Source organism: Roseibium porphyridii, assembly GCF_026191725.2.
Classification (GTDB): Bacteria; Pseudomonadota; Alphaproteobacteria; order Rhizobiales; family Stappiaceae; genus Roseibium; species Roseibium porphyridii.
This window is the reverse complement of record NZ_CP120863.1, coordinates 4,169,877-4,188,883: the sequence shown is the minus strand read 5'-3', so window position 1 is coordinate 4,188,883 and position 19,007 is coordinate 4,169,877. Positions and strand designations below refer to the sequence as shown.

At 55.5% G+C, this 19,007-nt stretch carries 17 protein-coding genes; 8 read left to right on the top strand and 9 right to left on the bottom strand.

The features are described from left to right. The first annotated feature begins 108 nt into the window (after window positions 1-108). The 4 genes from K1718_RS19365 to K1718_RS19350 all read left to right on the top strand — a co-directional run bounded on the left by K1718_RS19365 (window position 109) and on the right by K1718_RS19350 (window position 4,278). Window positions 109-1,872, top strand: a complete 1,764-nt coding sequence (locus K1718_RS19365; RefSeq protein ID WP_152502519.1) for a PQQ-dependent methanol/ethanol family dehydrogenase — start codon at window positions 109-111, stop codon at window positions 1,870-1,872. 119 nt (window positions 1,873-1,991) lie between these two features. Beyond that, window positions 1,992-2,720 carry a response regulator transcription factor gene (locus K1718_RS19360; RefSeq protein WP_152502518.1) on the top strand — a complete coding sequence of 243 codons (729 nt, stop codon included), beginning with the start codon at window positions 1,992-1,994 and terminating at the stop codon, window positions 2,718-2,720. A gap of 243 nt (window positions 2,721-2,963) precedes the next feature. After that, window positions 2,964-3,620, top strand: a complete 657-nt coding sequence (locus K1718_RS19355) for a CoxG family protein (protein WP_265681161.1) — start codon at window positions 2,964-2,966, stop codon at window positions 3,618-3,620. A gap of 103 nt (window positions 3,621-3,723) precedes the next feature. Further along, window positions 3,724-4,278 (top strand): tetratricopeptide repeat protein, encoded by a 555-nt coding sequence (locus K1718_RS19350; protein WP_152502516.1) that lies wholly within the window; start codon window positions 3,724-3,726, stop codon window positions 4,276-4,278. Between the two features lie 84 nt (window positions 4,279-4,362). Here K1718_RS19350 and K1718_RS19345 read toward each other — a convergent pair whose 3' ends face one another. The 7 genes from K1718_RS19345 to K1718_RS19315 all read right to left on the bottom strand — a co-directional run bounded on the left by K1718_RS19345 (window position 4,363) and on the right by K1718_RS19315 (window position 11,821). Continuing rightward, window positions 4,363-5,787, bottom strand: coding sequence for an FGGY family carbohydrate kinase (locus K1718_RS19345; protein WP_265681162.1), 1,425 nt, complete (start codon window positions 5,785-5,787; stop codon window positions 4,363-4,365). Next, a complete protein-coding gene (locus K1718_RS19340) occupies window positions 5,784-6,422 on the bottom strand; it encodes a nucleoside/nucleotide kinase family protein (RefSeq protein WP_152502514.1) in 639 nt (212 codons plus the stop codon). The genes K1718_RS19345 and K1718_RS19340 overlap by 4 nt, the downstream gene beginning before the upstream one ends. Next, window positions 6,419-7,267, bottom strand: coding sequence for a sugar phosphate isomerase/epimerase family protein (locus tag K1718_RS19335; RefSeq protein ID WP_152504358.1), 849 nt, complete (start codon window positions 7,265-7,267; stop codon window positions 6,419-6,421). The genes K1718_RS19340 and K1718_RS19335 overlap by 4 nt, the downstream gene beginning before the upstream one ends. Before the next feature lie 2 nt (window positions 7,268-7,269). Beyond that, window positions 7,270-8,262, bottom strand: coding sequence for an ABC transporter permease (locus K1718_RS19330; RefSeq protein ID WP_152502513.1), 993 nt, complete (start codon window positions 8,260-8,262; stop codon window positions 7,270-7,272). After that, window positions 8,259-9,272 carry an ABC transporter permease gene (locus tag K1718_RS19325; RefSeq protein ID WP_265681163.1) on the bottom strand — a complete coding sequence of 338 codons (1,014 nt, stop codon included), beginning with the start codon at window positions 9,270-9,272 and terminating at the stop codon, window positions 8,259-8,261. The genes K1718_RS19330 and K1718_RS19325 overlap by 4 nt, the downstream gene beginning before the upstream one ends. Further along, window positions 9,265-10,770 carry a sugar ABC transporter ATP-binding protein gene (locus tag K1718_RS19320; RefSeq protein WP_265681164.1) on the bottom strand — a complete coding sequence of 502 codons (1,506 nt, stop codon included), beginning with the start codon at window positions 10,768-10,770 and terminating at the stop codon, window positions 9,265-9,267. Before K1718_RS19320 ends, K1718_RS19325 begins: the two co-directional genes overlap by 8 nt. A 67-nt stretch (window positions 10,771-10,837) precedes the next feature. Next, complete coding sequence (locus tag K1718_RS19315; RefSeq protein ID WP_418068043.1) at window positions 10,838-11,821, bottom strand: substrate-binding domain-containing protein; 984 nt, start codon at window positions 11,819-11,821, stop codon at window positions 10,838-10,840. 170 nt (window positions 11,822-11,991) lie between these two features. Here K1718_RS19315 and K1718_RS19310 point away from each other — a divergent pair, with 170 nt between their 5' ends. Continuing rightward, complete coding sequence (locus K1718_RS19310) at window positions 11,992-12,999, top strand: substrate-binding domain-containing protein (RefSeq protein ID WP_265681165.1); 1,008 nt, start codon at window positions 11,992-11,994, stop codon at window positions 12,997-12,999. A gap of 93 nt (window positions 13,000-13,092) precedes the next feature. Here the strand turns inward: K1718_RS19310 and K1718_RS19305 are convergent, their stop codons facing one another. After that, the gene (locus tag K1718_RS19305; RefSeq protein WP_265681166.1) at window positions 13,093-13,806 is read right to left on the bottom strand and encodes a GntR family transcriptional regulator; all 714 of its coding nucleotides are present in this window, start codon (window positions 13,804-13,806) and stop codon (window positions 13,093-13,095) included. A gap of 108 nt (window positions 13,807-13,914) precedes the next feature. Between K1718_RS19305 and K1718_RS19300 the strand changes: the two genes are divergently transcribed. Next, a complete protein-coding gene (locus K1718_RS19300; protein WP_152502507.1) occupies window positions 13,915-15,441 on the top strand; it encodes a UxaA family hydrolase in 1,527 nt (508 codons plus the stop codon). A 67-nt stretch (window positions 15,442-15,508) separates the two neighbouring features. Here the strand turns inward: K1718_RS19300 and K1718_RS19295 are convergent, their stop codons facing one another. Further along, a complete protein-coding gene (locus K1718_RS19295) occupies window positions 15,509-16,069 on the bottom strand; it encodes a PAS and helix-turn-helix domain-containing protein (protein WP_152502506.1) in 561 nt (186 codons plus the stop codon). An 82-nt stretch (window positions 16,070-16,151) separates the two neighbouring features. On the opposite strand from K1718_RS19295, the gene K1718_RS19290 reads away from it, so the two are divergent. Both K1718_RS19290 and K1718_RS19285 read left to right on the top strand, forming a co-directional pair. Next, window positions 16,152-17,435: an acetylornithine deacetylase/succinyl-diaminopimelate desuccinylase family protein gene (locus tag K1718_RS19290; RefSeq protein WP_265681167.1), complete on the top strand. Its 1,284-nt coding sequence runs from the start codon at window positions 16,152-16,154 to the stop codon at window positions 17,433-17,435. 28 nt (window positions 17,436-17,463) lie between these two features. Next, the gene (locus K1718_RS19285; protein WP_152502504.1) at window positions 17,464-18,948 is read left to right on the top strand and encodes an ABC transporter substrate-binding protein; all 1,485 of its coding nucleotides are present in this window, start codon (window positions 17,464-17,466) and stop codon (window positions 18,946-18,948) included. Window positions 18,949-19,007: the final 59 nt, after the last annotated feature.

Genomic DNA, 19,007 nt, shown 5'->3' with positions numbered 1-19,007 from the left:
TCGAGGATTGTTTCCACTAGACTTAAATTCAGGGAGGCGGCGACTTCAGGTGTTCATCCATACGTTGGATTGGTCGCTCTGTCCGAACTGAACCTGGGAGGAGACAGGATGAAGAAGTTTTTCGCATTGGCTGCGGTCAGCGCGCTCGCGATCACAGGTGCGCACGCAGACGTAACGGAAGAAGATCTGGCCAAAGACGCCGTGACGACCGACAGCGTTTTGACCAATGGTATGGGCCGCGATCAGCAGCGGTTTTCGCCACTTAAAATCATCAACAAGGACAACGTCAAAAACGTTGTACCGGCTTGGGCCTTTTCGCTGGGAGGCGAAAAACAACGCGGTCAGGAAACACAACCTCTGATTTATGACGGGGTGATGTATATCACCGGCTCCTATTCTCGCCTCTATGCGATCAACGTGAAGACCGGCGAGGAGATCTGGCAATATGATGCCCGTCTGCCGGAAGGTATTCTGCCATGCTGCGACGTGGTCAACCGTGGCGCCGCAATCTATGGCGATAAAATCTATTTCGGAACACTGGATGCCAGGATTGTCGCCCTTGATCTGAAGACCGGTGACGTCGTCTGGCGCAAGAAAATCGCGGACTATAAGGCAGGTTACTCCTATACGGCCGCACCGGTTATCGTGAATGGTCTTGTCGTCACTGGAAACTCAGGCGGCGAGTTTGGTATCGTTGGCGAAGTTCAGGCCCGCGATGCGGAAACCGGAGAGCTTGTCTGGACCCGGCCTGTGATCGAAGGACATATGGGAACCTTCAAGGGCGAAGAGAGCACCATGACCGGAACGCTGAACGCGACCTGGCCAGGCGACCTTTGGAAGACCGGCGGTGGTGCCACGTGGCTTGGTGGCACGTATGATCAGGACACAAACACGCTGGTGTTCGGCGCTGGCAACCCAGCACCCTGGAACAGTTGGCTGCGGTCTGCGGGCAATCCGACGGGGACTGAAGGCGATAATCTCTACGCAGCCTCGCGGATCGGCATCAATCCGGAAAACGGCGAGATCAAGTGGCACTATCAGACAACGCCCCGCGAAGGTTGGGACTTTGATGGCGTGAACGAGGTCATTCCATTTGTCGATGCCAGCGGTAACAAGCGTTATGCGACTGCAGACAGGAATGGATATTTCTACATCCTCAATCGGGATGACGGTGCGTTCGTCAACGCCTGGCCGTTCGTCAAACAGATCACCTGGGCAGACGGCATCGGTGAAGACGGTCGTCCCAAGTTTGTTGAAAACAACCGTCCTGGTGATCCAAGCAAGGCAGCAGACGGTAAGAAGGGTGAAGTGGTCTTTGCCGTGCCTTCGTTCCTGGGTGGCAAAAACTGGATGCCGATGGCACACAATCCGGACAACGGCCTTTTCTACGTTCCATCCAACGAGTGGGGCATGGACATCTGGAATGAGCCGATCACCTACAAGAAAGGCGCTGCCTATCTTGGTTCCGGCTTTACCATCAAGCCTATCTTCGAAGATCATATCGGTTCTCTGAAGGCGATTGACCCGAACACCGGTGAGATCAAGTGGGAATACAAGAACAACGCTCCCTTGTGGGGTGGTGTTATGACTACAGCCGGCGGCCTTGTGTTTACCGGCATGCCGGAAGGCCAGTTCAAGGCGTTTGATGCTGATACGGGCGAAGAACTCTGGTCCTTCCAGACCGGTTCGGGCATCGTTGGGCAGCCGATTACCTGGGACATGGATGGTGAGCAGTATATTGCCATTGCATCCGGTTGGGGTGGTGCGGTCCCGCTTTGGGGCGGTGAAGTCGCCAAGAAAGTGAACTACCTGAACCAGGGTGGATCGATCTGGGTGTTCAAGCTTCCCAAGCAGCTGGCGTCCTCCAACTAAGGCCAGACGCTCATACGCTTCCGGCGGAATTCGCGCCGGAAGCGTCCCGTTCTTAAGCGCAAGTAGCAATCGAAGAACCCTGTCGGAACCCATCGTCCGAAACCGGGAGTCAGCGGATCATGTCAATCGAGGCCGAAAATGCCAACAAGTTCCTGATCATCGATGATCATCCCTTGTTTCGTGAAGCTTTGCATAGTGCCGTGGAGCTGGCTTATCCCAACTCTGATACGCTTGATGCGGCCTCGCTGGACGATGCGTGTGAGTTGCTCGACGACGATTCCGGCTTCGATCTTGCACTGCTTGATCTGTCCATTCCCGGCGTGAAAGGCATGGATGGACTTTTGCATCTCAGGACCCATTATCCGAGGCTTCCGGTTGTTGTGGTCTCCGGCGCAGAAGATCCTCCGATCATTGCCCAGGTGATGGCCTATGGGGCGGCCGGTTTCATTCCAAAGTCTTCAAAGAAAAAAACATTGGCGCTAGCCATACAGCAGGTCATGAATGGTGCCACTTACCTGCCTGAAAACTATAACGACACCGATGATGAACCGCTTGACGACCAGACCCGGAAAATGATCGAGCGCCTGTCCAGTTTGACACCGCAACAGATCCGCGTTCTTCAGATGATTTGCAGTGGTTTGCTGAACAAGCAGATCGCATACGAACTTCAAGTTGGCGAAACAACCGTCAAGGCGCATGTCTCTGAAGTCCTGCGCAAGTTATGCGTCTCAAGCCGGACGCAGGCCGTGATAGAGGTCAAGAAACTGGAGGCTTTGGGTACGGCAGATCCGTTTGTCTCAACGACAACGGCAGGCCCGGGTTTCAGGCCGGCGCGTCATCATAGCTGAACTGGCTCAGAAGCTTCGACCTGGCTAGCTGAAACCCGACGATTTATGCATGTGCGCGCGATGTCGAGCTTGAGATGTCAGGCTCGGTAGGAGATGGCATTGTTCGAATACAGTTTATTTTACATGGATTTATGATGTGCCATAAAGTCTAAGTCATTCGATCCTTAGTACAATTTACTATTTTTATTAACTGATATCTTTTGCGCGAATGAATGTACGAAATATAATTCGTGGAGAGATTCTTTGGATATTTCTGGCAACCAGACAATCATGGCGGGGCGTGAAGACGTATGGCGAGCCCTCAACGACCCAGATGTTCTAAGGGCCTGCATTCCGGGCTGCCAAAGCCTCGACAAGACTTCCGACACACAGATGAGCGCTGAGGTCACGACGAAGATCGGGCCGGTAAAGGCGAAATTCAAAGGTGCCGTGACACTCGAAAATATCAATCCGCCCGAAAGTTATTCCATCAATGGAGAAGGTATCGGTGGCGTCGCTGGATTTGCGAAAGGGGGCGCGGATGTAAAGCTGTCGGAAGTGGAAGGTGGCACCTTGCTTGAATATGTCGCCAAGGCTCATGTCGGGGGCAAACTTGCGCAATTGGGCAGCAGGTTGGTGGAATCCACAGCCCGGAAAATGGCCGACGAGTTTTTTACAAAATTCTCTGAAATGGTTGTCGGCCAAGCGAAGACTGAGAGTGCTTCACCGGCAACGGCTCCTTCAAAAGAGAAAGATCAAACGGCTGCTCCCGCTTCTGGTGTCAGTGCTTCTGAAACTGCGTCTTCTGCAGGCTCCGTCAATTCAGATAGGGCAGAGGAGAAATCACTTTTCGGCAATCCGATTTTATGGGGATCGGCAGCAGTCGTCGTGCTCGTTATTGCGTTGGCCGTTTTGAGTTAAGGGCCAATTTGATTGAGAGCGCTTGGGTGGCTGGCAGATTGTACCGGTAACAGACGGCCGGAATGAAATCGGGTAGTATGTTCTCAGTGTGGAGGAGTTTGAAATGCGCAAACTGGCGTTGATGCTTTGTGTCCTCGTTGCAGCTGGTGCTGCTCATGCGGAAACACGTTTCACAGTTGAGGATGATCTTGGCGTTCTCAATCCTCAAGATACCGGCGTTCAAATGCTGAAGCGGAAGATCGAGATGGGTGTGATCGATTCCGTTACGTGTTCACTTGGGATCAATGCCACCAAGAATGACAACCACGAACTGGCTCGCAAACTGACCCGGAGATGCGCAGAGGCAGGTTACACCAAGGCCATGACCTGGATGAGTCAACTCGAAGACAATGGCATGGGCGGAGACTACAACCCCGATGCCGCCGCCGAGTGGGACCGTCGCGCCGCCGAAGCTGGCGATCCGGTTGGCAGATACAATTATGGCCTGGATCTGATGCGCGGACATGGAGTTGCCAAGGACGAAATGCTCGGCCGGCGGTATGTCGACCAGGCAGCACAGGACGGCCTGGAAATCGCCAAGCGTCTGCAAAGAGCAGGTTACGACCTCGACGAAGTCACTCCTGATGCAGACAACTGGAAATACGCACCACTCTTCTAAAGTTGCGCTTCAAAGCGTCAGTAGCGCATCGCTCGGCTCGTCGGCTCTGTCGCGATGTCGCGATGGCTGAGAACGACAAACTGGTTATAGCGCCTCGCCGGCGTTTGCTTCGGCGGCCCTACGCCAATCACTGGCATAAGCCGCAAGACCTGGAATAGCTGCAGGTTCCACCGGTTGCAGACGAAGTTCGAAAGGCTGTTCGCCCAATACCCGGGCTGCCAGGCAAAGGGCGCCAATCACGACGCCATTTTTTTCTTCTGAGAGTTCAGTTTTGATATCTGGGCGCAGAGCTGCGACCAGCGGCGCATACAAAGGCTCCTTCAAAAAAGTACCGTCGAGGATCAAGCGACGACCACCCCCAAGTGTATCCGCGCAAGTCACCGTCAAAAGGGCGGCCTGCAGCACTGCAAGAGCCGTTCGCTCTGCAGTGGTTTCCGGCATTGGCCCGACAATCTGGCCATGCCCGGCGCTACCAGGAAACTGGCCGTCATTGTTGCCGAAGCCGGGAAGGGCCATGGTGCCTTGTTCCACGATGCGAATGAGCGGACCAAGCTCGGCTTTGTCGCCGTGCCAGCTGGGGCCGGCAATTGCCGAGAATTCACGTCCTGCCATCACCAGGGCGCCGCCAACAGGCAAACCGTTCATGTCGGCGTTTATCGTCGTGCCTCGATCGTGATCGAATGTCGCCAGGTTGGTTTCCCTTGACATTGCAACGACCCAGGTGCCGGTTGAAACCAGTGTGAAGTCTTCAAGTCCAGCGGCTACATATCGGTAGAAGTTTGAGCTGGAATCGTGGGCGCCGGTCAGAACGGTAATGTTGGCAGGCAAGCCGTAGCGTCTCATCAGCGTGTGACGAACGGTGCCGAGTTTGGACCAGGCTGGCTGGAAGTCTGGCAAAAGCCCACGCCAACCCTGTATATCCACAATGGGGCTCCAATGATGCCGCAAAACATTCCAGAGATGCGACTGGGCCCCCATGGCAGAATATTCAGAAACTGCGACACCGGTCAGCCACCATCCCCAGTACTGGGCAATGTTCAGATAGTGGTTTGCCTTTGCGAAGGTTTTTGGATCGGCACGTTGCATTCGAAGCAATTGCCTCGCCGCGTGGGTCGAGGCCATCATCACCTGACTTCCGCGATCTTCGAATGTGCCGCATTTGCCGAGGTATTCGGAGTTGATGTCTTCCGGGCAGTGATCCTCATAGTCGATCATGGGCAGCATCGCACCCATGTTTTCGTCGGCAGAATCCTCGCCGACCAGAACACCTCCCGCGCCGTGTCCTACCGGTATAAGGAACTCAATCGGATGGTGCTGGCAGATGTCGGCAAGAGTTTCTCCCAACCAATCGCTCAATGTCTTCAGGTCATGGTGCCGCCAGGGTGGGCCGTCGGAGACTCTGTTCGGCGTCGATCGGTTTTCAAGCAGGTTTCCAGTTCGATCCGCCACCCACAGGTCAACGTTGGTTTTTCCAACGTCGAGGACCGCGATTTTGCCCTTGCCGGTCATTCTCCGTAACGGATTACAAAGTCAGCTGAAGTTTGGTGTTCCCGGACGAGCCGTCCGTTTGGCAAATCGTTCTCCTCGACTTTGGCAGCGATCTCGGCCTCGCTGAGCTGAAAAGCCTCCCAGCGTTCGCTGAGCCTTTTACGAAGCACGCTTTCAGGAACATCCAACGACACTGTCACGTCAAAGTATGGAAGCAGGTTCTTCCAAGGATCTCTGTCCAGAAGAAGGTAATTTCCTTCTGCCACAAGAATACGAACCGATTTGCCGATCAGGCGCGCACCGGCACGTGCAATTTCGATCTCACGGTCGAAAACCGGCACCGCCACGGTCGGCTCTTTGTTGTCGCGCAGCCGGGCCAGCATGGAAGCAAGTCCGCCGACATCAAATGTGTCGGGGGAACCTTTTCGTGGGCGCAGGCCAGCTGGGACAAGATACAGATCGTCATAGTGAAACCCGTCCATCGGAAACACTTCGGCAGTTCCGGGCAGGCCTGCATTCAGACGGTCGACAAGGGAGCCTGCCAGTGTCGACTTGCCTGATCCGGGTGCACCTGCGACCGCACAGATGATGCGTTGCCCTGAGGCCATTTCCAGCAGGTGGTCTGCCAGGGCAGCTTCTGAGATTTCCACGCTCATATCAAACGATACTGCTTTGCCTTGTTGCGCAGGAAGGGGAGGCCCTTGTCCATCACTTCTTCAAAAGAGTTGGCGACCGGCCTCCAGATGGCAAGGCCGTATCCCACTTGCGGCGGCATGTTGATGAAGCTCTCCATCGCCAGTCCGCCCTTGAAGCCGATGGCCGCCAGAGTGGCGTAGATTTCATCCCAGTCGCAGGTTCCTTCGCCCGGCGTTCCTCTGTCACTTTCCGACAGGTGGATATAACGCAGATGTTCTCGCGCATCGAGGATCCCGTTGCCCACCCCCTTTTCTTCAATGTTCATGTGATAGGTGTCTAGGTGAATGAAGATGTTGTCAGCTCCCACCTTCTCAATCATGTCTTTTGCCTGCCAGCCCGTATTGATCAGGTGGTTTTCATACCGGTTTACCGGTTCGATCCCGAAGTCGATGCCAAGGTTCTTGGCGTGCTTTGCTGCGGCCTCCAGGGCACGGGCGATATTGTCGTATTCGGTCTGGGTAGGCGGCACGCCGGTGCGTTCACCAATCCCGCCATAGGTCACGCCGGAAAGCGCTTCCGCGCCCATGGCCTTGGTCATGTTCATTGCATCGATCAGATGCTCGATGGCACCGTCTGGGTTCACCGATGCCCAGTTTTCCTGCGGCAGACCCAACGAGCAGACAGCTCGCATGTTGTGCTTGGTCAGCAGATCGTGCGTGTGCTGCGCGTCAACGACGCTTGTGTCCAGAAGCGCGATCTCGATGAAATCCATTTTGTAGGCCGCGGCAGCCGGTATCGTTCTTTCTGCGCCCGCGCGGTCCCAATGCATGGTCCACATGCTTGTATGTACGCCGAAACCTTCCACGGTCATGTTCCTTTTCGTTGTCTGCTGCGCCATCGCAACCCGACCCACCTGAGCGCCATCACGGCGATCAGAAACAAGCCCCAGACTGCGGTCGAAAGATGTTGGTTTGCCCCGATCAGGTTCAGACCCGATGACAGCGCTTGAAGGATTATCAAGGCAATGGCCACGGGTAGGACGCGGCCGAAGCCACCGAAGGGGTCGATGCCACCTAGAAAACATGCCAGAACCGTGACAAGCAAAAGAGCCTCGCCATGGCCGACACGAACTGAGTTGAAACGCGCCGCCATCACGATGCCGGCAATCGCGCAAATAACGCCTGAGATGGCATAGATCGTGACCAGGGTTTTTCGGGTATGGATGCCGGAATACTCGGAGGCCTTGATGTTTGAGCCCACCATATAGACCGAGAACCCGTGCCGCGTGCGCTTCAACATGATGTGCCAGACGATCGCGGCAAGGATGAAAATGATCATCGGAACCGGAATGCCGGCAAGACTGCCGTGACCGAGGATGTTCACGAATTCCGGGAACCCTGAAATGTCACCGCCTCTGGTCAGAAATTCTCCCAGTCCGCGCAGAAAAATCATCATGGCAAGCGAAACAAGAATGGGGTGGGCGCCGACATAGGCAACAACAGCCCCCATGACCGCGCCAGACAAAGCACCGACAAGCACTGCAAGAGTGACGCCAAGGATAAAGGCTCCGATACCGGCATCAGGGCCGCCAAACTGGATCAGCGTCCAGGCCAAAGCCAGTCCGGATATGTTGGCCTGGTAAATAATCGCAAGGTTCAGCCCGCCGGATAGAATGGGTACCAGCATGGCCAGTGTCAGCAACCCCAGCACAGGCATCTGAAATGCCATGGATCTGAGGTTTGCCCCGGTGAGAAACAACGGTGTTGCCAAGGAGAATGCCAGGAACACCAGTCCGAGAAAAATCAGAAGCGGCAACGTTTCTGTACCGGCAACGGCATGAATGCGCTCTCTTAGGCTCATGTGGCGTTTTCCTTCAAGCGCGCCTCGGTGTCTCGCGACCTGTTCCAGAGTTGGAAGGACAAGTTTGAAGAGGAAATCGCAACAAGGATTGCCGCACCAATGATCATCTGGAACGCGAAGGGAGAAATGCCGAGAAGGTTCAAACCGTTTTGCGTGATTGCAACGAACATCACACCCAAAATGCAACCGACAACCGTTCCACGGCCACCGCCAAGGCGCGCGCCGCCCAGTACGACCGCTGCCAGTACGTCCAGTTCTCGGCCATAAAGCGCGTTGGGCACGACCTCCTGGGCAATATTGACCTGCATTAAGCCGCCAATACCCGCCATCATCCCGCACCAGCCGAATGCAACGATCTGCATTTGCCAGATATTGACGCCGGAGCGGCGCGCGCCTTCCGGATTGTCGCCAAAGGCGTAGAGTTGGCGACCGAGCGTTGTGAGCCGGATCAAAGCCCATGTTGCCAGAACGCAGGCGAGCATGACTGCAACAGAAAGGTTCAGCTCCGACCAGCTTCCGTCCGGTGCCTGGCGTTCAAAAATGAAGATCCGGTCAGTCCACCAGTCAGGAAGATTGTAAATGTTTCGCCCCTTGGTGAAGAACATCAAGAGGCCGAAAAACGCGTTGAACGTCGCGATGGTGATGACGATGGATATCACCCGGAAACCATGGATCAGAAGCGCGTTGACCAGCCCCAGACCAATTCCCAGTGCCGCAGCGACCAAAAAGCCGATAGCCCAGCTGCCACCGCCGATCCCCATGAAAATCTGTGCTGCGACGTATTGTACGACCGAGGCAGCAACCGCGAACGAGATATCGATGCCCCCGGCAATCAGAACCACAAGAAGGCCGACGGCCCAGATCAGATTGACAGCGTTGTTGTTGAGCAGCGACGTGATATTGCCGAGTGTGAGGAAAGTGTCTGTTGCCAGCGAGAGGCCGAGGATCATCAGAAAAAGCACGACGGAAAGACGCGCCTCAACAGGGTAGGTGCGGAAGAGGTCACGCATAAATCAGCGCCTCCAATTCCTGCACGCTGGTGGCGTGAGGATCGTATTCCCCAACGATCTTGCCGTCAGCCATATGCAAAACACGGTCTGCGTTGAACATGACCTCGCTCACTTCGTCAGAGATCAATAGTATCGCAAGGCCTTCATCCGCCAGTTTTCGGACGATGCGAAAAATTCCTGCCCGTGCACCCACATCGACACCCACAGTCGGGCTGTCGAGGATTAGGAGGCGCGGTTCGGTCGCCAGCCATTTGGCGAGTACGACCCGCTGCTGGTTGCCGCCGGATAGAGTTGAGACGGCATCAGCTGGTTTTCCGATCTTGACAGCCAGTTCGTCGATCCAGTGCCGCACCAGCCTTGATTGGCGCGCTGGAGAGATCAGACCAAATGCACCGAGAATGCGGTCGAGCACCGAGATGACGGTGTTGTCGGCTATGGATTGCGGCTGGATTAGCCCCAGTGACAATCGATCTTCAGACACATAAGCCACACCGCGCGCGATTGCGTCGCGGATCGACTGGAGGCGGATCGGCGATCCTGCAAGACGGATTTCGCCCTGGTCGGGTGTATTCATGCCAATTAGGGCATGCGCAAGTTCACTTCGCCCCGCTCCGATCAGTCCTGTCAGGCCAAGCACTTCTCCCTGGCGAATGGTAAGATCTATATCCTTGAACTCGTCTCGTCGTGAAAGGGCTTTGACTTCCAATACGGGCAGAGCGGATGACCGATCTTTTGCCCGTACGACATTTTCGAGCTGCGCGCCGGTCATCAGTTCGCCAAGTCGAAACTGGGTCATGCCTTCGGTCGGATAGACGCCCACAAGCTTGCCGTCGCGCAGGACAGTTACTCTTTCAGAAATATCTATGACCTCTGCCAGCCGGTGACTGACAAAAACCACGGCAACGCCCTGCGCGGAGAGCGTTCGCACAACTTTCAAAAGCGCGTCGGTCTCGCTTTGTGTCAGGGACGCGGTTGGCTCGTCCATAAAAACAAGCCGGGCTTCACCCATTAACGCGCGGGCGATTGCAACGATCTGCCGCTGCGCAATCGGCAGGTCGCCAAGCCGAGTGTCCAGGTCAAGTGACACGTTCAGCCGTTCAAGTACCTTCCTGACGCGGCCCTTGTAACGCCCGCTGAAGGCGAGACGAGGAGCGACACCCACCATCTCGTCGAATGCGATGTTCTCAGCAACGGTCATGTGGGGAAAGAGGGCAAGATCCTGCCAGATTACAGCGATCCCGAGGGCTCTGGCCTTGGTCGGGGAGGTCGTGCCGACCCGTTCTCCAAACAGTTCGATTTCGCCGCCCGGGTCTGGGGAATAGACACCGGTCACGATCTTTATCAGTGTCGACTTTCCGCAGCCGTTTTCACCGGCGAGGCAGTGAACCTCACCCGCACGCACCTCGAAATCGACAGACTGCAGGGCTTTCACGCCGCCGAAGGTCTTCGAAACGGAACGAAGCCGCAGCGCGTGGGCTGTATCGGAAACTGTTGTCATGGTTGTTTTCAGCGCCTGACGGGGAACCCGCTTTGCGCGGGGTCCCCAGGTTCAGCGGCAAGAGGTCTTAAAGACCCTTGGCGGCCAGATCATCCACGGTGCTCTTGTTGATCTCAAGCAGGTTGTCCGTGATGATGTTGCGGGTTTCCGCGTCAGGCTCAACAACGCCGAGCCCTTCGATTTCGGTACCGCTGGCGATTTCGTCACCGTTGACCAGCATGTTGCCCATCGTGACAAACACCCGACCGGCTTCAGCCGGATTCCACATGAAACCGCCGGAAATAACGTCGTCCTTCAGGAGTTTCTGGCCCTGGCCGGGCGAGAACGGTCCCATGACGTGGACCTTGCCGCCCAGTCGACGTTCCTCGATGGCTCGGCCTGCGCCAATGGGGCCCTGGCTGCCAAAGGCAAGGAAACCGCGCAGATCCGGGTTGGCCGCGATCAGGTCAAGTGCTGTCGAACGGCTGTCATCCACACTTTCGGCCACACCATAGCGGTCACCGACCGGCTGCAGCTTGTCAGCGCAGTTCTCGGCGATCCACTTGATACCTGCATCGGCCCAAGCGTTGTGAAGCGGCACGGTGAGGGAACCCACATAAACTGCGTATGTGCCTGGCTCACTTGTTTTTTCGCACAGCAGTTTGGCGTGGGCTTCACCAAAACCATCCGCTGATGCCAGTTCGAAATTCCAGTCGACATTGTTCAAGCCGGGGCCTTCATGCGCGACAACCTTGATGCCGGCATCCATCGCCTTTTTGAGAACCGGTTCAAGTGCGGCTTCGTCGTTTGGCACCACGCCGATGACATCGACGCCCTTGGCGATCAGATCTTCAATCGCGCGGACCTGCAGGGCAGGGTCTGCCGAAGTCGGTCCGATCATTTCCGCACTGACACCAAGTTCTGCTGCGCGCTCCTTGATGCCTTCTTCCATTGCGTTGAACCAGGGGATGCCACCGATCTTGACGACAATACCCATCGAAGTTTCTGCGTTGGCAGTGCTTGCGCAGGCCACCAAGGCAATCGCTGCTGTGACGTACTTTAGTTTGTTCATGTTTTCCTCCCATGCGCGGCACGCGGGTACCGCATAGTCATCCGGTCCAATCCAGTTGGCCGAAGCTCGACTGGGCAAAAAACAAGTTGCTCAATCGATGTAGCAATGTTAGGCAGAAAGAAAAGTTCAGTCAAGCTGCTCGTGACGCAATAATTGAAGGGCACTGTCGCGTGAAATCCAGACAGAAGAGCACGATCTACGACATCGCACAGAAGGCGGGCGCCTCTCCGTCGGCGGTGTCTGCGGCTCTGAACGGCAAATGGAAACAGCGACGACTGAAGAAGGAAACGGTCGACAGGATCCAGCGGATCGCGCAGGAAGAGGGCTATATGGCCAACCTTCAGGCGCGGGGTTTGCGGAAAGCGGAGTCCGGGCTCGCCGGCATGGTTTTGCCGGACCATGAAAACCGGTTTTTTGCCGAGCTGAGCCAACAATTCGCCAAGGAGGCACATGCGCGCGGGCTTTGCCCGGCAATTGTGCATGCGGGACGTGATGCGGACGCTCAGCTCACGTCAGTCGAAAGCCTGATTGCCTATTCCGTTGACCTTTTGATGATTGCCGGTGCAACGGAACCTCTAAGTTTGGCCAGTGCCTGCAGCAAGGCACGCATAAGGCATGTTTTTGTCGATCATCCCTGCAGCGAGGCGCCGTCCATCGTCACCGACAACACAGGCGGTGCCGCGATGCTGACAAAGACGCTTCTGGATGAGATGGATATGCCGTCGGAAATCGATCCGACCACATGGCTCTATTTTCTCGGTGGTGAATCGAGCCTGCCAGCTTCGGCAGACCGTATTCAGGGGTTCCGCCAGCAGGCAGAAGCAGCCAAGGTTCTGTTTGATACTGGTCAGATATTGGCCTGCGGGTATGAAAGCGAAAAGGCCGAAAAGGCACTTGCCGAGCTTTATTCGAATCTTGGGCAGTTGCCTGCGGGTTTGTTTGTGAATTCAATCGGCTGTTTTGAAGGGGTTCTGCGTTTTCTCTCGCGACTGCCAGAGGGAGATATTTCACGATCAACGTTCGGCTGTTTTGACCATGACCCCTTCGCCACGCTGTCGCGGTTTCCGCTGCGCATGGTCCGCCAGCGCGCAGACCTTATGGTGGAGGAAGCTTTTCGTCAGTTGGACAAAGGAACTTCCGAAGCGTGTTTGATCCGGGTCGCGCCTGATCTGGTCTGACATCTCGCGAACTCTAACCTCAAGACCGAAATGCCGTTTGCAACAAGCGGAAGAGGGGACGGGTGCTCAACAGGCCTTCTGGCTTACGACAGTCTAGTCAAAAAGATCGGGTCTTGACTGCCTGAGCGGTTCGAGGCGCTCTACAAGATCGCGCAGGTGTTTCAGCATCGCGTTGCGGGCCTTTTCAGGGTCTCGTTGCTGTATCGCTTCGATGATCTGGCAGTGTTCTTCGAATGCCTGGTGCGAGCGACCCGGTATCGGAAGCAGCAAGCGGCGCGCACGATTGACCTGAACCCAGCCGGAAACAGCAATAGCAGTCAGTTTCGGATAGCCGGTAAACTCAAAGATCAGGTCATGCATACGCTGATCTTCCCGATAAAATCCGGCTTCATCCCTGTCTTCCAGACATAGCGACTGAAGGCGGAGATTTCGGTTCAGTTCCGAGAGTTGTTCATCTGTGCGCCCGGTGGCGACACGCGCAACGGCGGCGAGTTCAATCGCCTCGCGCAGGAAAGCACCTTCACGAATTTCAGGCATGGAAAACCGGGTGACCCGCGAACCGGATTGGGGAACAACCTCTACCAGCCCTTCACCGGCGAGCTTGGTAATTGCTTCAGTTACAGGTGACCGGGAAACGCCAAGTTGCGCGCAGATTTCCTGTTTTTTCAAAAGCGTGTCCGGAGGAAGTTCCATGGCCAATATGGCGGCACGCAAGGTTTCATAGACGCGCTGGGCCAATGAACCCTTGAGCTTTCTGATATCTGGCAGGACGTAAGGCGATAGGTCGCGTTCGGCGTTTGGGGGCATAAGAGTTCCGTATATGAATGCTAACATGTTAGTTGACGTGAGTGCCTTGTCAAGATAACCGTCAGGGCCGAAGGTGCTCGCGCCTGGAAAGACTTTGGGGAGACAAGTGTGGCGCAAGCTCGGCCGAATACGATCCTATTGAATGCTCAAGATACTGTTGTCGTTGCCTTGCAGGACATTGCAGCCGGGGAAGTGGCAACACACATCGAAACGCCTCTGCCGGGGCAGATTCAACAAGGGCACAAGATTGCCTGTAAGGATGTAGACAAGGGTGACCATATCATCCGCTATGGCCAGATCATCGGGCAGGCAACCCGGAATATCCGGGCCGGTGAACATGTGCACACTCACAATCTTGGAATGGGTCAGCACAATCGCGACTACCAGCACGCAGAAGCTTCGCAGCCGCTCCCGGCTGCAAACAGCGAGCGGTCGTTCATGGGATACCGGCGTTCAACAGGTAAGGTCGGCACGCGCAACTATATCGGCATACTGACGTCGGTGAACTGTTCAGGTTCGGTCGCAAGGTTCATAGCCGAGGCGGCTGAAAAGTCCGGATTGCTCGATGACTACCCGAATGTCGACGGCATTGTGCCGATTGTGCACGGTACCGGTTGTGGCATGTCTTCAAGTGATGAAGGCTATGCCACCTTGTTCCGAACCCTTTCAGGATATGCGCAACATTCGAATTTTGCGGCCATTCTCCTGATCGGACTTGGCTGTGAAGTGATGCAGATCGCGGACCTTGTTGGTGACCGGAAAATGCGGACAGGCGGCGATCTGCGGTATATGACCATTCAACAGAGCGGCGGAACCCGAAAGACGATCGATGCAGGGCTTGCCGAGTTAAAGGCGCTCGCCGAACTTGCCAATGAAGCTGTACGCTCGCCTGCTCCGATTTCCGAAATCACCGTTGGTATGCAATGCGGTGGGTCCGATGGCTATTCCGGTATAACGGCCAACCCCGCGCTCGGTCTGGCCTCAGACATGCTGGTGCGCCATGGCGGGACGACGATCTTGTCGGAAACTTCAGAGATCTACGGAGCGGAACATCTGTTGACGCGCCGGGCCGTCTCCGTCGATGTCGGCGAAAAGCTGATTGAACGCGTGCGCTGGTGGGAAGACTATACAGCCAGAAACGGTGGTGAAATGGACAACAATCCGTCACCTGGCAACAAACGCGGCGGGTTGACGACCATCCTGGAAAAGTCGCTCGGTGCTGCAGCAAAAGGGGGCGCGGCACCTCTGGTCGATGTCTACAAATTCGGCGAGAGTATCGACAAGAAGGGCTTTGTCTTCATGGATAGCCCCGGTTTTGACCCCTGCTCGGTGACGGGTCAGATCGCATCAGGTGCAAACATTGTCGTCTTTACGACCGGTCGGGGCTCTGTTTCGGGCTATATGCCGACGCCCTGCATCAAACTGGCCACTAACAGTGAGATGTATCAGCGGATGTCTGAAGACATGGACATCAATTGTGGTGACATCGTTTCTGAAAATGTCAGCCTGGAGGCCAAGGGGGACGAGATCTTTGAAACGATTATCAGAATTGCCTCCGGCGAGAAGTCCAAGAGCGAAGAGCTTGGCTTTGGCGGTGTCGAATTCGTTCCCTGGCAGATCGGTGCGGTGATGTAGCCACGCCGTCAGATATTCGAGTTCGGGCCAGAGAAGTGGAAGCTCGAACGTGCAGGAGACAGAAGCTTTAGCGCGAGGGTTTCTGACTTTGCCTGCCGGAAAACCGGCTAAGCAAAACCGCAACGTTTTTGGCCTGATACTTCTTCAAGAGGCGCGCCCGAACGTCTTCAACGGTTCTGGGCGACAGGCCTAGAACCAATGCCATTTCCTTGCTGGTCTGACCTTGTGACAACAACAGCAGAACGTCCCGTTCTCGCTTCGTCAGTTGTGGACCGCTTGGTGTGTTGTCGATCAACGCGAAGCTTAGGACGATGCGGGCTAGCGGCACCTCGGGGGTCAGCGTGCGCGCACGAAACCGGCACCATATGGCAGATCCATCTGCACGACGCATCAGGCGCTCATCTGTATAGGGCTGGGACTGGCGCAAGGGTTCAAGCCCGATGTCACGGATCTGGTGAAACTCCTGATCGGTTCCGTAAAGCACGCGGAAACTTTGTCCGACCAGATCTGACTTTTGATAGCCGAACATCTGCGCAAAGGTGTTGTTGCAGCTGCGGATAATCCGGTGTTCCGTGAGGGCAAGACCCATCGGGGCACAATCGAAGGCGAGTTCATCCAGTGGGGTCATGACTACCGTGTTCCTACGGTATTGGCACCGTAGTTGGACGATAGCATAGTATTTCTTTGCTGTTCAAAAGGGTAGGCGTAGAATGCCGTTATCGGATCGACTGAACACCGAAATCGATGCCAGACGGGAAGACCTGATCGCGTTGACACAGGATCTGTTGCGTATTCCAACCCTGAACCCCCCTGGCGAAAACTATCTCGAGATATGCGAATACATCTCAAATCGGTTGCGTGACGCCGGTTTTACGGTCGAGTTGATCCGTGCACATGGGACACCAGGCGATAGCGAGAAGTATCCGCGCTGGAACGTCGTTGCGCGGCGTGAAGGAAATCGTCCTGGCGAGTGCGTTCATTTCAACAGCCATATCGATGTCGTGGATGTCGGGCACGGCTGGACCAAGGACCCGTTTGGCGGCGAACTAATCGATGGGAAAATCTACGGCCGTGGAGCCTGCGACATGAAAGGAGGGCTGGCTGCAAGCATCGTCGCGGCAGAAGCATTTCTGGCGGTTTGCCCTGACTTTTCCGGCTCAATCGAAATCAGCGGAACTGCGGATGAGGAGTCCGGTGGCTACGGAGGCGTCGCCTATCTGGCGGAAAGGGGATACTTCAGCCCGGAACGCGTCCAGCATGTGATTATTCCAGAGCCGCTCAACAAGGATCGTATTTGCCTGGGACACCGAGGCGTATGGTGGGCGGAGATTGAAACGCACGGTGAGATTGCGCATGGATCGATGCCATTTCTGGGCGATTGCGCTGTCCGGCACATGGGAGCTGTTTTGGAGGAGATGGAGGAGAATCTTTTTCCCGCTCTTGCGCAGAAACGAACCGATATGCCGGTGGTTCCCGAAGGAGCGCGTCAATCGACACTCAACATAAACTCAATTCATGGCGGTCAGTCAGAGGGCGACGAAGATTTCACAGGCCTTCCCAGTCCTTGTGTGCCAGACAGCTGCCGTGTGGTGATAGATCGTCGTTTTTTACTTGAAGAAAAGATTGAAGATGTTCAGGCTGAGATTAAGGATATTCTTGAAGACGTTGAAAAGAAAAGAGAAAATTTTCGATATGACCTGAAGGAATTGCATCGCGTCCTGCCGACCATGACCGACAAGGACGCACCTGTGGTCAAAACGGTCGCAAAGGCGATCGCGCAGACGATGGGGAAGGAAGCGGAATATGTCGTAAGTCCTGGAACTTACGATCAAAAACACATCGACCGGATCGGCAAGTTGAAAAACTGCATTGCCTACGGACCGGGGATACTGGATCTGGCGCACAAGCCGGACGAATATGTAGGCGTGGAAGATATGCTCGATTCAGCAAAGGTAATGGGCCTTTCGCTTTTGGAGCTTCTTGCAAAGCCGTAGCGTCGCGGCACCGACAAAGGGGAGAGCTATGCGTTTGACGAAGTTAGGGAGTGGACTGATCAGCGTTCTGGCATTGGCTGCGGGAATTTCCATGGCTCATGCCAAGAGCGACATTGTCGTTGCCATGCAATTGGAACCGCCGCATCTGGACCCGACCAGTGCCGCTGCCGGAGCAATCGATTCCGTTCTTTATTCCAATGTCTTCGAGGGGCTCACGCGGTTCGGACCCGACGGTTCGGTCAACCCGGGGCTGGCGGAAAGCTGGAGCATCTCCGAAGACGGAAAGACCTATACGTTCAGACTTCATGAGGGCGTGAAGTTCCATGACGGGTCCGACTTGACCGCCGAGGATGTCAAATTCAGCCTGGACCGTGCACGTGGTGAAGACAGCGCAAATGCTCAAAAAGCTCTTTTCGCCGGCATTGAAAGTGTCGAGGCTATCGACCCGACCACGGTCAAGGTCACGCTGAAGGAACCGAACGGGAGTTTGCTGTTCAATTTGGCATGGGGCGACGCAGTTATCGTTGCGCCTGAAAGCATTGCCGATATCAAGTCCACCCCGATCGGAACCGGTGCCTTCAAATTTTCCAATTGGGTCCAGGGTGACAGGATCGACTTGGAAAAAAACGCGGACTATTGGGGAACGCCCGCCAAGCTGGACAACGTTACCTTCAAGTTCATTTCGGACCCGACAGCAGCTTTCGCTGCTGTCATGGCGGAAGACGTGAATGCGTTTGTGGGGTTTCCAGCGCCTGAAAATCTGCCGCAATTCGAAGCCGATCCACGGTTTCAGGTGCTGGTGGGTTCGACGGAAGGTGAAACCATCTTGTCGACCAACAACAAGCAGCCACCGCTAGACAATCCCAAGGTTCGCAAAGCCATTGCGCATGCAATCGACCGGCAGGCGATCATTGATGGCGCGATGTTCGGTTACGGAACGCCAATCGGTACACACTTCGCGCCACATAACCCGGACTATGTCGATCTGACGGGCCTGAGTATGTACGATCCGGAGTTGTCGAAAGAGCTTCTGGCGGAAGCCGGGTTCGCCGATGGCTTCTCCACCACGCTCAAGCTGCCGCCACCTTCCTATGCCCGCCGGGGCGGCGAGATCATCGCATCTCAATTGCGCGCGGTCGGTATTGAAACCGAAATCAGCAATCTGGAATGGGCTCAGTGGCTGGAACAGGTGTTCAAGGGAAAGGATTTCGGTCTGACCATCGTCAGTCACACCGAGCCGATGGATATCGGTATCTATGCCCGCCCGGATTACTACTTCAACTACGACAGTCCTGCCTTCAAGGAACTGTTTGAGAAACTGACCGTTGAAAATGATCCGGAAAAACGCTCTGAGCTTTTGAAGGAAGCGCAGAAAATGATCTCCGAAGACTATGTCAACGGATACCTCTTTCAGCTTGCGTTCCCGACGGTTGCCAATGCCAAGATCAAGGGCCTATGGAAAAACCAACCCACGCAAGCGACCGACCTGACAGCGGTCTACTGGGAAGACTGATCTGACCTCGCATCGCGGGCGCTCGCATGATCGACGAGCGCCCGTTTCCAGATTCACTT